The organism is Streptomyces sp. NPDC014764, assembly GCF_043082785.1.
Lineage (GTDB): Bacteria > Actinomycetota > Actinomycetes > Streptomycetales > Streptomycetaceae > Streptomyces > Streptomyces althioticus.
The window spans coordinates 15,504-30,233 of the sequence record NZ_JBIBXY010000024.1; the positions used below are offsets into that span (position 1 = coordinate 15,504).

The window sequence follows — 14,730 nt, forward strand, 5'->3', positions numbered from 1 at the left end:
CCAAGGGGAGCGCCCAGCATCGACGGTGCCGGGCGACGGGCCCGGTACGAGGAGGGACACGCATGGAGCTGCTGACCATCGGGGCGTTCGCCAAGGCGTCCCGGCTGTCGCCGAAGGCGCTGCGGCTCTACGACGAGCTCGGCCTGCTGACTCCCGCCCGCGTCGACCCGGACACCGGCTACCGCCGTTACGCACCCGGGCAGCTGGAGCAGGCCCGGCTGGTCGCCTGGCTCCGCCGGCTGGGCATGCCGCTCGCCCGCATCCGGCGGGTGTGCGCCATGGAGCCGGGCGAGGCGGCCGGCGAGATCCGCGCGTACTGGGCGCGGGTCGAGGCCGACACGGCCGCGCGGCGGGACCTGGCCGCCTTCCTCGTCGACCACCTCACCGGGAAGGACCCCACCATGTCCCGCACCACCGCACCTCTCGCCCTCCGCTACGCCGCCCTCTCCGACACCGGCCGGGTCCGCGCGAGCAACCAGGACACCGCCTACGCGGGCTCCCGCCTCCTCGCCGTCGCCGACGGCTACGGCACCCGGGGCGCCCCGGCCAGTGCGGCCGCCGTCGACGCGCTGCGAAGTCTGGAGTCGGAGACCGTCCCGGCGGGCGACCTGCTCAACGCGCTCGAGGACGCCCTCGGCCGCGCGGAACAGGCCGTGCACGGCGTCTCCTCACCCGGCGACGACGCCGGCACCACGCTCACCGCGATGCTCTGGACCGGCTCGCAGCTCGCCCTCGTCCACATCGGCGACTCCCGCGTCCATCTCCTGCGCGACGGGGAGCTGTTCCAGATCACCCACGACCACACGGTGGTGCAGTCGCTGATCGACGAGGGGCGTCTCACCCCCGAGGAGGCCGCATCGCACCCGCAGCGGTCCCTGCTGATGCGCGCCCTGGGCCGGGGCGCCGACTCCACGCCCGACCTGCGGCTGCACGACGCCCGCGCCGGCGACCGCTACCTCCTCTGCTCGGACGGCCTGTCCACGGCCGTGGCCGCCGGGGACGTCCACCGCGTGCTCGCGGACACGCCCGAGCCGGAGGCGGCCGTCCGTGAACTCGTCGGCCTGGCCAACGCGTCGGGCGGCCCGGACAACGTGAGCTGCGTGGTCGCGGACGTGGTGGCACAGGCGTAGGACCTTCCGGCCACCCGTCGGCGGGATCGGTGCGAACCCCCGCTCGCCCGGTCCCGCGTCCGGCACGATGAGGCATGCTCCCGGACCACTGGCATCTCACCACCGACGTCGAGGACTTCCTCGCCCGGGCCGGCGCCTTCCTGCGCTCGCGCCCCGCCCTGCACACCACCGCGCTCACGGACGTCGAGAACCTGCGCCTCGACGGCGCGGGCGACCGGCTCCTCGGCCGGCTGGAGACGGAGGGCGAGGTCCGCGCGGTCTGCTACCTCACCCCGCGCGGCCGCCTCGGCCTCACCCCGCTGACCGCCGACGACGCCGACGTCCTCGCCGCCCGCCTGTCCGCGCTCGGCCACGCCCCCGCCCAGGTCGTCGCCGACCAGGAAACCGCCGACGTCTTCGCCTCGGCCTGGCAGGAGCACACCGGCGCGACGCCGAAGCCGTTCTGGCACACGCACCTCTACCGCCTCGGCACCCTCACCCCGCCCCGGCCGCACCCGGAGGGCCGCGCCCACCCCGCGCGGGCGGAGGACCGCGAGCTCGTGGTGCGCCGGTGCAGGGAGTTCTGCGTCGAGGTCGGAGAGCAGCCGTCCATCGACCTGATCGACGCGGGCGCCTGGGACCGATCACGGTTCGGAGACCGGCACTTCACCTTCTGGCGGACCCCGGACGGCGCGCCCGTCTCGATGGCCGCCGTCACCTCCGTCACCGGCGGCATGGTCCGCGTCGACCCCGTCCACACCCCGTCCCGCTTCCGCGGCCACGGCTACGCGGGCGCGGTCACGGCCGCGGTGAGCCGGGCCGCGATCGAGGCGGGCGCCACGGACGTCGTCCTGTTCGCGGACCCGGCCAACCCCACCAGCAACGCCCTCTACCAGCGCCTCGGCTACGTCCACCTCACCGACTGCGCCGGCTACCGCTTCACGTACGACGGTTGCGAGGGGGACGGGCGGAAACCCGGTGGCCTCCGACGCCGCGCCGGGACCACACTTCCCGGGTGACGTCGCTGCACGAGAACGAGATCACCGTCGACGAGGGCCTCGTACGGTCGCTGCTGCGGGCCCAGTGCCCGCAGTGGGCGGACCTGCCGCTGCGGCCCGCGGGCGCGGGCACGGACAACACCATGTACCGGCTGGGCGACGACCTGCTGGTCCGCCTGCCGCGCAAGCCGGACGGCGGCCCGTCCCTGCGCAAGGAACAGCGGTGGCTGCCCCGCCTGGCGCCCCTCCTCCCCCACCGTGTGCCGGAACCCGTGCACGCCGGGACGCCCACCGACGCCTACCCGGTCCCCTGGGCCGTCCACCGCTGGATCGACGGCGAGGACGTCGGCCCGGACACGGTCCGCGACTGGGCCGTCTTCGGCACCGACCTGGCCACGTTCGTACGGGAGTTGCACCGCGTCGACCTGATGGGAGCCACGCGGGAGGACGGGCTGTCCTGGTATCGCGGAGGCACCCTGGCGGCGTGCGACGAGTGGGTCGGGCCGGGCTTCGACGCGTGCCAGGCCGTCGAAGGGCTGGACCTCGACATCGACACGCTGGAAGAGATGTGGCGGGAGGCGCTCGCGCTGCCCGACCCCGCCGGGCCGCACGTGTGGCTGCACGGCGATCTCAGACCGGCCAACCTCCTGGCCCGCGACGGGAAGCTCCACGCCGTGATCGACTTCGGCGCGCTCTCGATCGGCTTCCCCGACGCCGAGCACGCCCCCGTCTGGGACCTCCCGCCCGAGGCCCGCCGCGCCTACCGGGACGCCCTGTCCCTCGACACCCCGACCTGGCTGCGCGCCCGCGCCTGGGCGGTCGCGGTCGCCGTCGTCGGCATCCCGTACTACCGGGACACGTTCCCGGCGTTCGCGGCGGAGTGCCGCGGCCGCCTGGAGGCGGTCCTCAGCTGAGCGCGGGCACGGGCTCCTGAGTCCAGAGGTTGAGGTCGCTGCTGGTGGCGACCGCGAGGGTGCGGCCGGACGGGGAGAAGCCGGCGGTCCGGAACTCCGACCAGGACGCGTGGTGGACGTGCCACCAGCTGCCGCCCGGCTCGCCGCGGTGTCCACCCCCGTCCGCCGAGAGGATCACGCGGTGGTCGGGCCAGTCGGGAGCGACGACGTCCAGCGTCCAGCCGTCGGGTGTGGTGTGGTGCAGGCCGCCGCCGAAGAGGCCGGCGATCCGTACCGGCACGCCCTCGACCGGACCGAGCCCGGGGCAGGCGAGGTCGGGTCCCGCATCGGGGGTGCTCGTGTCCGGGCCGGGGTCACGGTCGCGCGCGACGATCTCACCGGTCGCCGCGTCGAAGAGGCCGTGGCCCGCGGTCGACACGGTCATCACCAGGTCCTGACCGGTGCCGGGATGGACGGCGAAGCCGATGCCGAGCAGGCCGCCGACCGGCCGGTCGAGCACCTTGCGCCACGGCTCCGGTGCCGCCATGACGGGCGCGGAGAGGTACCGCTCGCGGATCCTCCGCCGATGGTCCGTGATCACGCCGCGAGAGTCCCACACGCGGCGCCCCCGGGGCGAACGATTTCGGCGGACGCGGGCGCCCCCGTCCGACAGACTGAACCCCATGCCACTCACCGACACCGCCAAGGCCGACCTGCACCGCTACCTCCAGGAGGCGCGCGACGCGCTGGTCTGGAAGCTGGAAGGGCTGTCCGAGTACGACGTCCGGCGGCCGCTGACGCCGACCGGGACCAATCTCCTCGGGCTCGTGAAGCACGCCGCCGGTGTCGAACTCGGCTACCTGGGCGACACGTTCGGGCGTCCGTCCGGCGAGCCGCTGCCGTGGCTCGCGGAGGGCGCCGAGGTCAACGCGGACATGTGGGCCGCGCCCGACGAGACGCGTGACGGCATCGTGGCGCTGTACCGGCGGGCCTGGGCCCACGCGGACGCGACGGTCGAGGCGCTGCCGCTGCACACGACCGGCACGGTGCCGTGGTGGCCGGAGGACCGCGCCGAGCTGACCCTGCACCACGCCGTGGTCCGCGTCATCGCCGACACCAACCGGCACGCGGGCCACGCCGACATCCTGCGCGAGCAGCTGGACGGCGCGACGGGCGAGCGGCCTGGCGCGACCAGCCTGCCCGCGGCCGACCCCGCATGGTGGGCGTCCTACCGCGACCGGCTGGAGCGGGCGGCGCTGGAAGCCGCCGGGAACGACACCGCCGACGGCCCCGGCACCCGCGCCGCGCCCTGATCAGCCCTTCACCGCCCCCGCCGTCAGGCCCTGCACGATGTGCCTGCTGGCGAAGGCGAACAGCACCATCGTCGGCAGGATCGTCAGCACCGCCGCCGCGGACATCGAACCCCAGTCGATGTTGAAGCTGGAGATGAAGCCGTTGAGCGCGGTCGGCACCGTCTTGTTCTCGTCGCTGTTCATCAGCGTCACCGAAAGGAACAGTTCGTTCCAGCAGTTGACGAAGTTGAAGATGAACGCGGCGACGATCCCCGGCCGCATCACCGGCAGCAGCACCCGCACCAGCGCCCCGAGCCGGGACAGGCCGTCGATCATCGCGGCCTCCTCCAGCGCGTCCGGGACGTTCTCGAAGAAGCCGCGCAGCATCACCGTGCAGAAGGGGATGCACACGGCGATGTAGACCAGCATCAGCCCCAGCCGGTTGTCGACCAGCTGGAGGTCGGTCATCAGCAGGTACAGCGGGCCCAGCGCGATGAACGACGGGATCATCTGTGTGACCAGGAACGCCATCAGCAGCGCGGACTTGCTGCGGAACTCGAACCGGGCGAGGACGTACGCCGAGAGCGTCGAGATGGCGGTGGCCACCGCGCCCGCGACGGTCGACACGACCAGGCTGTTCACCAGGTACGTGCCGAAGTCCGCCTTGCCGAACAGACCTTGGTAGTTCTCCAGGGAGAACCGCTCGGGCCAGTAGGCGATCGGGAAGGAGAAGATGTCACCGGGGTCCTTCAGGGACGTGACGGTGATCCAGTACAGCGGGAAGAGGGAGAAGACGAGCCAGAGCCCCAGGAAGGTGAACTTCGCTGCCCGGCCGGCCGTGGTTTCCTTGCCGATCACGCCCGCACCCCTCGCTTTCCGCCCTTGCCGGCGCCCCGGCGGCCGCCGCGCCGCTCCCTCGTCGCGGTCAGGAAGAACATCGCGAACACCAGGAGCACCGCCACCACCAGCAGGCCGAGCGCGGAGGCCTTGCCGTAGTCGCCCTGCTGCGTGATCTTGATCATCCAGGTGGTCACGATGTGCGTCTCGTCGTTCGGCCCGCCTCCGGTCATGCCGAAGATCAGGTCGGGGAAATTGAAGATCCAGATGACCCGCAGCAGCACCGTGAGCACCAGGGTCACGCGGATGTAGGGGATGGTGATGCGGAACAGCGTCCGTGCCTTGCCCGCGCCGTCCAGCGCCGCCGCCTCGTACAGCTCGTCCGGGATCGACTGCAGCGCGGCGAGGATCATGATCGCGAAGAAGGTGACCCCGTACCAGACGTTGGCGACCAGCACGGCGATCATCGCGGTGTCGGGGTCGGCGAGCCAGGCGACCGGCTCGTCGATCAGGCCGGCCTTCTGGAGCAGGTCGTTGACGACGCCGAACTCGCTGTTGAACATCCAGCGGAACAGGATGCCGATGAGGAACCCGGAGATCGCCCACGGGAAGAAGATCAGCGCCTGGTACAGCCCGCGGAGGCGGAACCTGCGGCGCAGCCACAGCGCCAGCGCGAACCCGATCACCAGCTGCGGCACGATCGAACCGACCACCCACAGCGCGGTGTTGCCGAGCACCGTGCCCCACGCGGGGTCGGTGAAGACCTCCCGGAAGTTCTTGAGACCCACCCACGAGGTGTCCGTGAGGTCGGTCAGGTTCCAGTTACGGAACGCCATCTGGCTGCCGGCGATCATCGGGTAGTACGTGAAGAGCGCCACGAAGACCGCCGCCGGCGCCATGAACGCGGCGATGACCAGACCGCGTCGGGCGGTGAACTCCCGCCCCCGGCGTCCACCGGCGCCGGTGCCGCGGGGCGGGGCGCCCTCCTTGCGCACGGAGGGCGCCGCGGTCACGCCGGACGCGGGCGTGGACGTACCGGACATGGTCACTTCTTCCACTTCTCGGTCCAGTAGGCGTCCCAGCCGGCCAGCAGCTCCTTCGGCGTCAGCTTGCCGAGGATCATCTTCTGCACGTCCGTGTCGGCGCGCTGCTGCCACTCCGTCCACCACGCGACACCGCGCGGCTGGGTGACGACCAGGTACTTGTCCGGGTTCTCCGTCATGGTGACGTAGCTGGCCCACGGTCCGGTGCGGTAGAACTCGTCCTCCGCCGCCGCCTTCAGGATCGGCACCAGGCTGTTCCCCTTGGTGAACCGCGTCGACGCCTCCCCCTCGGAGAGGAACTCCACCAGCTTCACGGCCTCGGCCTTGTGCTTGCTGCCCTCCGCGACCCCCCATCCGGCGGTCGCCAGCGGCTGCACGGTCCTGCCGCTCGGCCCGGCCATCAGCGGCGCGGTGCTCCACTGGTCCGCGTCGATCGACTTCGACTCGGAGACGGTGGCGATGACCTCGGGGTCCTGGAGCAGGAACGCGGTCGAGCCGTTGGAGAAGCCCTCGACCATCTCCGGGTAGCCCCACGCCACGGACGACTTCGGCGACGCCTGCTCGAACAGCTTCAGGTACATCTCCATCGCGTCCAGCGCCTCGGGCGCCGAGAAGATGGTCCTGCCGTCCTTCAGCAGGTAGCCGTTGGCCGGGTCGATCCTGTCGGCGACGTACGCCTCGATGGCGGCCGTGGCGTTGCTGTGCGCGTTGGGACCGCCGCGGAAGGCGTAGCCGTACCGGCGCGAGGACGGGTCGTGGATCTCCGACGCCTGCTCCAGCAGCTCCTCCCAGGTGGCCGGGGGCTTGTCGAAGCCGGCGTCCTCGATGAGGTCGGTGCGGTGGAAGAGGCTCAGTCCGTAGAAGCCGTACGGCACGAAGTAGGTGCGGCCCTTGGCGTCCTCGGAGGCGGCGACAGCGTTGTCGGTGAGCGCGTCCCAGCCCTTCCAGCCGGTCAGGTCCTTCTTCATGTCGTACAGCCAGCCGTTGTTCGACCAAGGCCCGACGGTGATGTCGCGGACCTCCAGGACGTCGACGCCGCTGCCCGACTGGAGCATCTGCTGGAGCTTCTGGTCGGCCTGCTCGGTGGGCGGTGAGACCAGCTTGACCTTGATCTTCGGGTTCTGCTTCTCGAAGTCGGCTATCAGTTCCTCGAGCAGGTCGGTGCGGGCGGGATTGGTCAGGCTCTCCACCATGTTGAGGGTGACCGTTCCGCTCTCACCGGGGCTCATGGTGGAGCAGCCGGTCAGGGCCATCGCGGCGGCGGTGCCGAGCGCGAGAGCTGCCGTCCTTCTTCTCATCGTGCTGACCTCTTCCTTGGGTGAACGGGGCGACGGGGCGGGGGGAGGTGCAGAGGATGGGGGGTGCGGGGGATGGGGGGTGCGGGGGATGGGGGGTGCGGAGGATGGGGGGTGCGGAGGATGGGGGGTGCGGAGGATGGGGGGTGCGGAGGATGGGGATCAGGGGCGGGCTGCGCGGGCCCATTCGCCGAGCACGGGCACGCACCGCTCGGCGAAGTACTCGTAGTCCTCGGGGGTGTTGTAGAGATGCGCGGACAGCCGTACGTAGCCGACGCCGCCGAAGGCGGTGAACGCGGCCTCGACGCCCAGCTCCGCGGCGGCGCGGTCGCGTAGGGCGTCCGCGGCCTCCCGCCGGTCGGCCAGGCCGTCCGGCAGCCGCACCAGCCGCATGCCCGGCACCGGCATCCCCACGTCCACGCGGGCGTCCTCGCCGGTCAGCGCGGTGACGGCGGCGGCGACGATCCGCTCGCCGTACCCGGCCAGCTCGTCCATGTAGCGGCGGGCCGCCTCCCAGCCCCAGGTGCTGTCGACGAAGTCCAGCGCGGTCTGCGCGGCGAGGTAGTTGGTGGCGTCGAGCGTGCCCTGATGGTCGAACCGGTCCGGGTACGGCTCCGGCGCGCCCCAGGAGTCGATCAGGGGGTGGAGACCGTCACGGAGCGGGCCGCGGGCGACCAGGGCGGCGGTGCCGCGCGGGGCGCAGGCCCATTTGTGGAGGTTGCCCGCCCAGAAGTCGCAGGTCAGGCCTTCGAAGGGGGCGGCGAGCAGGGCGGGCGCGTGGGCGCCGTCGACGAGGAACGGCACACCGCGCCGCGCCGCCTCCGCGCCGATCCGCTCCACGGGGAAGCGGCGGGCGGTCGCGGAGGTGATCTGGTCGACGACCAGCAGATCGGTGGCGTCGCCCACCTCCGCCATGACCGCCTCGTACGCCTGCTCCTCGTCCGCGTCCAGCGGCACCCGTGCGGTGCGCACCCGGCCGCCCCAGCGGCGGGCGAGGCGTTCGGCGCCCATGGTGACGGCGCCGTAGCCGTGGTCGGTGACGACGATCTCGCCGCCGGCACTCTTCTCCAGGTTGGCGTAGACGACGCTGACGCCGGCGCTGGCGTTGGGCACCAGGGCGAGGTCGCCCGCGTCCACGCCGAGGAACGCGGCGAGGCCGGTCCGGGCCTTCGCGATCCGCTCCGGCAGCTCGGGGAACCACACGACCGGCGCCCGCTCCATCTCCTCCCGCAGCGCGTTCTGCCGCTCCTGGGCGACCAGCGGGACGGCGCCGAAGGAGCCGTGGTTGAGGTGCCGCAGGGCGGGGTCGAGCGACCACGCGTCCACCGCGGGCCGTCCGTCGGCCAGCAGCAGGGGGCGGGGCGTGGTGCTGACGTCGGTCTCGCTCACATGACTCCCATCCGCGAGGGACATCGGACCATCGGGAGACCCGAGGGCCAAGACGTATGATGACTCGGGATGTTGGCATGGTGTTTTCCGCCATGACAAGACCTGTGAGCCACAAGAAATCAGATGACTCGGAGATGTTTCACGGAAGACATCTGATCTCTCGTCCCGCTACGCTTCACTCGGACGGGGGCGCGGAGGACGCGGCCCGTCAGGGGAGGCAACGGATGTCGGCAGTCGACAAGGCGTTCCACGGCCTGCGCCACATGATCGCCACGGGGCGGCTGGGCGCCGGGGAACGCATTCCGCCCGAGGCGGACCTCTGCGAGGAACTCGGCGTCTCCCGCGGCTCGTTGCGCGAGGCGGTACGGATGCTGGCGGCGCTGGGCGTGATCGAACCGCGCCACGGCTCGGGTACGTACGTCTCGCAGCTGCGCCCCGAGGATCTGATCGGCAGCCTCTCCCTGACCCTGCAACTCCTGCCCCTGCCGGGCCTGTTGGAGGTGTACGAGATCCGCCGCGTCCTGGAGGCCCACGTGGCGGCCCAGGCGGCGGCCCGTGCGACCCCGGAGACGGTCGGGACGCTGTTCTCCCTCATCGAGGCGATGGAAGCCACGGAGGACCCGACGGAGGCGTCCGACCTGGACCACCGCTTCCACGCGGAGATCGCCCGCACGGCCGGCAATCCCACCCTTGCGTCCCTCCTCGCGGTCTTCCGCGCGCGCTCCCGCAAGTATCAGGTCTTCACCCTCCCCGAGGGCCCCGACCTCCGCCGCAAGAGCGACGCCGACCACCGTAATCTCGCCACGGCCATCGCCGCCCACGACCCGGGCGCGGCTGCGGGCGCGGCGGAGGCGCATGTGGCGCAGACGGAACGGTGGCTGAGGGCGCTGGAGCCGCCGGTGGAGGACGAGGAGGCGTGAGCGGCGCCCCGCGTCAGAACGGCAGGGGCCGCGCCCGCACCACCTCCAGGCGGGACACCGCCCGGGTGAGCACCACGTAGAGCCGGTGCAGCCCGCGCTCCTCCGCCTCGGCGATCGCGGCCGGCTCCACCGCCACCACGTGGTCGTACTCCAGGCCCTTGGCGACGCTCGCGGGAATCACGGCGACACGTGCCTCCAGCGACTCCGGCGCCGCGGCCTCCACTCCTGCCGCCGCCAACGTGTCCCGAAGCAAGGGGACATCGGCGTCCGCCGCGACGACACCGACGGACCCTTCCCGCTCCAGGGCATCCCGGACCGCGACCACGACCGTGCCCGGCACGTCGGCAGGGGCATCGACGATCCGGCTGCGCAGCTCGCCGTCCGGGCGCAGGGATCGCGCCTCCGGCACCTCGACGTCCAGCCGTCTCAGCAACCGGTTGGTCAGCTCCACCACTGCCTGAGGCACCCGGAAGCCGGTGGTCAGCGGCACGACGGCCGCCTCTGGACGGCCGAGGTGACGCAGCGTTCCGGGCCAGGAGCGGGACGCCCAGGGTGTCGTCCCCTGCGCCAGGTCGCCCAGCACCGTGAGCGAGCCGAACGCGGCCCTGCGGGCGATGGCCCTGCACTCCATCGGGGACAGATCCTGCGCCTCGTCGACGACGACGTGTCCGTAACCATCGGGGTGCTCGATCAGCCCGGCCACCTCGTCGAGCAGCAGCAGGTCCGCGGCCGACCAGCGTGCCGAACGCCACGACCGCGGCGGACGCGTCCACAGCAGGGCGCGCTGCTCCTCCGCATCCAGGATCCCGTCGGCCGCCCGCGCCAGCCGGTCACCGTCGGAGAGCAGTTCCGCCACCACCTGCTCCGGCCGCACGGCCGGCCAGACGGCGTCCACGTACGCCGACACCGGCCGCGCCCGCTCGATCCGGCGCACCCAGGCGGCGCCCCGCGGACCGCCGCGCCGCTCGGCCTGGTCCTGGACGGCCCGCACGATCCGGGCCCGCACTCTCTCCCTCCCCACGGCGTACGGCGGTTCCTCGTCCAGCACATCGGCGACGATGCGTGCCGACGCCTCCCCTTCGACCCGCCACCGGTAGGAGCCGTCGGGGACGGCGAGGGAGTCACCGTGATCGTTGCGAACCCGCGCGTACAGCGCACGGCGCAGCAGCTCCGCCGTGCGGGCGTCGTGCTTGAGGAGGGCGGTCGGTTCGTCGTCCTTGCCGGTCACCGGGTGCCGGGCGATTTCCTCGGCGAGGGTCGACTGGCGTACGCCCGTCTCACCGAGGGAGGGCAGGACCTCCGCGATGTAGGTGAGGAAGGTCCGGTTCGGGCCGAGGACGAGCAGGCCGCCGCGCCGCATGCGCTGCGGATGGGTGTAGAGCAGATAGGCGGCCCGGTGCAGGCCGACGGCGGTCTTGCCGGTGCCGGGAGCGCCCTGCACGCACACGGTGAGGCCCAGGTCGCCGCGGACGAGGTCGTCCTGCTCGGGCTGGATGGTGGCGGCGATGTCCCGCATCGGGCCGAAGCGGGGCCGCTCGATCTCCCTGGCGACGATCCCGCTGACGCGGTCCTCGCCCCGCGCCAGGTGCTCGTCCTCCAGGCCGGTCAGATCACGGGAGTCGCCCTGGCTGCCGGACGCCCAGCCGAACCTGCGGCGCACGGTCACCCCCAGCGGGGCACGGGCGGACGCCTGGTAGAACGTGCGGGACACCGGCGCCCGCCAGTCGATGACCAGGGGCGGGGCGGCCGGGTGCTCGGTGATCCGCAGGCGCCCGACGTGGTAGGTCTGGCCCGCATGGCCGGGCTCGTCCGTGCCGAAGTCCAGGCGCCCGAAGAACAGCGGGCCGGGCGGCAGCTCCCCCAGCTCCTTGGCCCGGCTGCGCAGCCGGTACCCGAGGACCTCGGCGTCGGCGCCGGACGCGGAGACGTCCTCGCCGTTCCTCACCTGGTCGTCGGCTCCGCCGGTCATGGCGGTGAGGGCCTCACGGCAGCGGTCGTGGTGAGCGCGTTCCTGGTCGAGGGCGCACTGGGACACGGGGGCGTCGGACGTCATTCCCCGAGCGTAACAAAAGTGAAACTCGGTAACGTTATTTACCCGGTCACGACGATGGCAGACTCCGCGCCAACGAGCCGAAGGCCCTCTCCGCCGCGACCACGGCGTCCTCGCCCACGGCGTCGAGGTGCTCCCCCGCCGCGATCCGACGCCAGTTCTCCTGCGCGAGGATCCGCCGCACGGCCACGATCTGCCCGGCGGCCAGCCGGGCGTCGAGCCCGCCCCCGAGCGCCTCCGCCAGCGTCTCCTCGGTCCGCTCCAGGTGGCCGTACAGCCGGACGACCAAGGAGGGCGTGCCGTAGAGCAAGGTGTGGAAGGCGAGCACTTCGGGGTCGTCGTTGAGCCCCGTCACGGGGTCGTGGCGCTCCAGGCCCTCCAGGAAGTGGCGCTTCAGTGCCTCGACGGGGGTCGGCCCCTCCCGCACGACACGAGCGGGCTCCTCCTCGTGGTCCGCGATCCGGTACAGGACGAGGTCCTCCTTGGCGGGGAAGTACCGGAAGAGCGTCGGCTTGGAGATCTCGGCCGCGGCGGCCACCTCAGCGACGGACACCGCGTCGAACCCGCGCTCCAGGAACATCCGGATCGCGATGTCCGACACCGTCCGGTACATCCGCCGCTTCTTCCGCTCCCGCAGCCCGATCTCGCTCATGCGGGCGAGCCTACGCACCCGAGCAGGCCGCGCCGGCCTCACATCAGGGCGCGAGCGAGGTACGGGTTGGCCGTGGCCCGCACCGGCATGCCGAGGGCGCCCGTGGCGACTTCCAGGGTCACCGCGTACGAGGCGACCGCACGACGGACGTTGGGGGCGTCGAGGCTCGCTCCGGTGACGATGCGGTCGAGGTCGATGTACGCGGAACGGACGACCTCCAGGCGTCGGTACACCTGCCAGTCCTTCCGCCAGTCGCGCGTGTACTCGGGCGGGAGGTTGCGCTCCCAGCGGCGGAACATGCGGTCCCGGATCTCCGGGCGGGTCGGGGTGAGGTGCATGTGCCGGACCAGGTCGTACAGGGGGTCACCGATGAGGGCCATCTCCCAGTCGATGATGCTCAGCCCCCCGTCCCGGCGCACCAGGTTCCAGGGGTTGAGGTCGCCGTGGAGGAGGGAGTGCTCCCGGCGGCTCACCTCCTGCCGGGACAGGATCTGGTCGAGCCGTTCGGCGTCCGGAAGTCCCAGCTGCCGGGCGAGCTGCTTGGTCTTCCTGGGCAGCGCTTCGACGAGGCGGACCAGCTCACCCTTGAGCCAGCGGTGGAAGCCCACCTCGTCGGCCGCCGGGTCGACCTCCTCGTATGTCACCTGGGTCAAGGCGCAGAGCTGGTCCACCAGCCCGTCCGCCTCGTGGGGCAGAAGTCCGTGCACAGGGTGGTTCGGGGGGCGATCCACGTCTTCCGGGCCCATGTAGGTGTGGATCGCGAAGTGGTCGTTCGCATATGTCTCGCCCAGCGCCAGGACTTTGGGCGCGTTCACGGCGGCCTTCGCCTCCTCGATGCCGCGCAGCACGGCGTGCTCGCTGAGGAAGTGCGGCTCCCGCCGGGTGACGTCGGGCAGCCTGCGCCGTACTACGACCGGGTAGCAGACCCCGGGGACCCGGACGACGGTGTTGAGGTGGGCCGTGCCCTTGAAGACCCGACTGGCCGGGGCCGCGCCCTCGACCGACAGCGCGTGGGCGACGGCGGTTTCACCGAAGTCGTCCGGCAGCGGCAGACGACGGTCCCTGACCCACGTGACAGCCCGGGCGTCAGGCCCACCGCGCGACGCCAGCCAGCGGAACAGGGCCCGCTCGACCTCCCTCGGCCCGGGCACGCTCCGCAGTCCCAGCGGCCGCGCCGCGGCCCGCAGCGCCCGGTCCACCTCCGCCGTCGCCTCGTCCAGGTTCTTCTGCGAGTACGCCTGCTCGAGGGACTGCGCCGCCCGCATCACGTCCGGGAAAACGGACTGTGCGCGCTCGAATGCGAGGTAGTGCTTGAGATCCTTGCCCAGCCCGTTGACGGCCGCCGGACGGACGCGGCACATGGCCGCCTCCCATGCGCCGATGACCTCGGGCCACTGGTGCTCCGGGTATTGCATGCGCACCAGGTGGGTCGCCAGGTCGTGGAGGGGATCGCCGTAGGTCGCCAGCTCCCAGTCGACACAGATGAGAGGAAGCGATTCGCCGTAGGAGACGATCACATTGTCACGGTGCAGGTCGGCGTGGAGCAGACTGTACGGCCGCCGCGCCATGGCGGGAGTGCGCTCGGCCAGCCGGATCAGGGCGTCCTCCGGAATCCCCAGCGCCGCGAACAGTCCGCCGAAGGCAGTCCAATTGGGCCGGCGGATCTGCTCGTCCGCGAGATGGGCGAGAGTGCGCAGGAACGCCTGACTGTCGGTGTCGTTGCTCGGCCAGTGGGTCGGCAGGGCCGGCAGGGAGTTGCGTCTGACCCGCGTCATCTGGGCCAGCAGCCCGGTCAGTGCCCGTACGAGCAAGGTGTCCAAGGGCTTGCCGTCGGCGCAGATGCTGGACAGCGGCACGCCTTCCACATAGCTGTGGACGGCGAAGTCAGGGCCCTTGGCGAGGCACTGCGGCACGTGCGGCAGCACGTCCTTGACGGCCCCGAGGATCTCGTCCTCGTTGTCCCAGGTTCTGATCACCACCGGCAGGGCCTCGGCTCGGCGGATGCGTACCGTCACCGATGTCCCCGGCTCCCGGCCGAGTAACCGCGCCTCGGGTTCGTTCAGTGCCAGCACGTAGTTCTGGTTGTGGTGACCGCTGGCGGCCGTACCGCACAGCGTGGCGCGCTCCACCAGGTCGCGGAGCCGGTCGTGCGGCAACGTGGGCACCCCGAGGGCCGGTCGGGGAATGGGTGGTGCGCCCACTGGCCGCTCCGTGACGTGCGAGGGAGACACAAATGACGGTAGGCATACGGC

General features: G+C 72.1%; 13 protein-coding genes. 5 read left to right on the plus strand and 8 right to left on the minus strand.

The features are described from left to right. Nucleotides 1-62 precede the first annotated feature (62 nt). From ACF1AG_RS32120 to ACF1AG_RS32130, 3 genes are all read left to right on the plus strand, one after another. The gene (locus ACF1AG_RS32120) at nt 63-1,130 is read left to right on the plus strand and encodes a MerR family transcriptional regulator (protein ID WP_359599522.1); all 1,068 of its coding nucleotides are present in this window, start codon (nt 63-65) and stop codon (nt 1,128-1,130) included. 74 nt (nt 1,131-1,204) lie between these two features. Further along, nucleotides 1,205-2,128: a GNAT family N-acetyltransferase gene (locus ACF1AG_RS32125; RefSeq protein WP_359599520.1), complete on the plus strand. Its 924-nt coding sequence runs from the start codon at nt 1,205-1,207 to the stop codon at nt 2,126-2,128. After that, on the plus strand, nt 2,125-3,021 hold the full coding sequence (locus ACF1AG_RS32130; protein ID WP_359599518.1) for an aminoglycoside phosphotransferase family protein: 897 nt from the start codon (nt 2,125-2,127) through the stop codon (nt 3,019-3,021). Before ACF1AG_RS32125 ends, ACF1AG_RS32130 begins: the two co-directional genes overlap by 4 nt. On the opposite strand, the gene ACF1AG_RS32135 is transcribed toward ACF1AG_RS32130, so the two are convergent. Then, complete coding sequence (locus ACF1AG_RS32135) at nt 3,014-3,547, minus strand: hypothetical protein (RefSeq protein ID WP_387798824.1); 534 nt, start codon at nt 3,545-3,547, stop codon at nt 3,014-3,016. The genes ACF1AG_RS32130 and ACF1AG_RS32135 overlap by 8 nt on opposite strands. A 136-nt stretch (nt 3,548-3,683) precedes the next feature. On the opposite strand from ACF1AG_RS32135, the gene ACF1AG_RS32140 reads away from it, so the two are divergent. Then, nucleotides 3,684-4,313, plus strand: a complete 630-nt coding sequence (locus ACF1AG_RS32140; protein WP_359599515.1) for a DinB family protein — start codon at nt 3,684-3,686, stop codon at nt 4,311-4,313. Here ACF1AG_RS32140 and ACF1AG_RS32145 read toward each other — a convergent pair whose 3' ends face one another. The 4 genes from ACF1AG_RS32145 to ACF1AG_RS32160 all read right to left on the minus strand — a co-directional run bounded on the left by ACF1AG_RS32145 (nt 4,314) and on the right by ACF1AG_RS32160 (nt 8,856). Beyond that, nucleotides 4,314-5,150 carry a carbohydrate ABC transporter permease gene (locus tag ACF1AG_RS32145; RefSeq protein WP_102637980.1) on the minus strand — a complete coding sequence of 279 codons (837 nt, stop codon included), beginning with the start codon at nt 5,148-5,150 and terminating at the stop codon, nt 4,314-4,316. It abuts the gene before it with no gap. Next, the gene (locus ACF1AG_RS32150) at nt 5,147-6,178 is read right to left on the minus strand and encodes a carbohydrate ABC transporter permease (protein ID WP_387798773.1); all 1,032 of its coding nucleotides are present in this window, start codon (nt 6,176-6,178) and stop codon (nt 5,147-5,149) included. The genes ACF1AG_RS32145 and ACF1AG_RS32150 overlap by 4 nt, the downstream gene beginning before the upstream one ends. Beyond that, nucleotides 6,175-7,470, minus strand: a complete 1,296-nt coding sequence (locus ACF1AG_RS32155) for a sugar ABC transporter substrate-binding protein (protein ID WP_359747262.1) — start codon at nt 7,468-7,470, stop codon at nt 6,175-6,177. Before ACF1AG_RS32155 ends, ACF1AG_RS32150 begins: the two co-directional genes overlap by 4 nt. A gap of 159 nt (nt 7,471-7,629) precedes the next feature. Further along, nucleotides 7,630-8,856: an aminotransferase class V-fold PLP-dependent enzyme gene (locus ACF1AG_RS32160; protein ID WP_387798775.1), complete on the minus strand. Its 1,227-nt coding sequence runs from the start codon at nt 8,854-8,856 to the stop codon at nt 7,630-7,632. A 224-nt stretch (nt 8,857-9,080) separates the two neighbouring features. On the opposite strand from ACF1AG_RS32160, the gene ACF1AG_RS32165 reads away from it, so the two are divergent. Continuing rightward, entirely contained in the window at nt 9,081-9,776 is a 696-nt protein-coding gene (locus ACF1AG_RS32165) for an FCD domain-containing protein (RefSeq protein ID WP_359599511.1), read from the plus strand. Between the two features lie 13 nt (nt 9,777-9,789). Here the strand turns inward: ACF1AG_RS32165 and ACF1AG_RS32170 are convergent, their stop codons facing one another. The 3 genes from ACF1AG_RS32170 to ACF1AG_RS32180 are packed head-to-tail and all read right to left on the minus strand — an operon-like array spanning nt 9,790 to nt 14,643. Further along, the gene (locus ACF1AG_RS32170; RefSeq protein WP_359599510.1) at nt 9,790-11,829 is read right to left on the minus strand and encodes an AAA family ATPase; all 2,040 of its coding nucleotides are present in this window, start codon (nt 11,827-11,829) and stop codon (nt 9,790-9,792) included. Nucleotides 11,830-11,875: 46 nt separating this feature from the next. Beyond that, nucleotides 11,876-12,478 carry a TetR family transcriptional regulator gene (locus ACF1AG_RS32175; RefSeq protein ID WP_359599509.1) on the minus strand — a complete coding sequence of 201 codons (603 nt, stop codon included), beginning with the start codon at nt 12,476-12,478 and terminating at the stop codon, nt 11,876-11,878. 38 nt (nt 12,479-12,516) lie between these two features. Further along, complete coding sequence (locus tag ACF1AG_RS32180; protein WP_391810855.1) at nt 12,517-14,643, minus strand: phosphotransferase; 2,127 nt, start codon at nt 14,641-14,643, stop codon at nt 12,517-12,519. Nucleotides 14,644-14,730 lie beyond the last annotated feature (87 nt).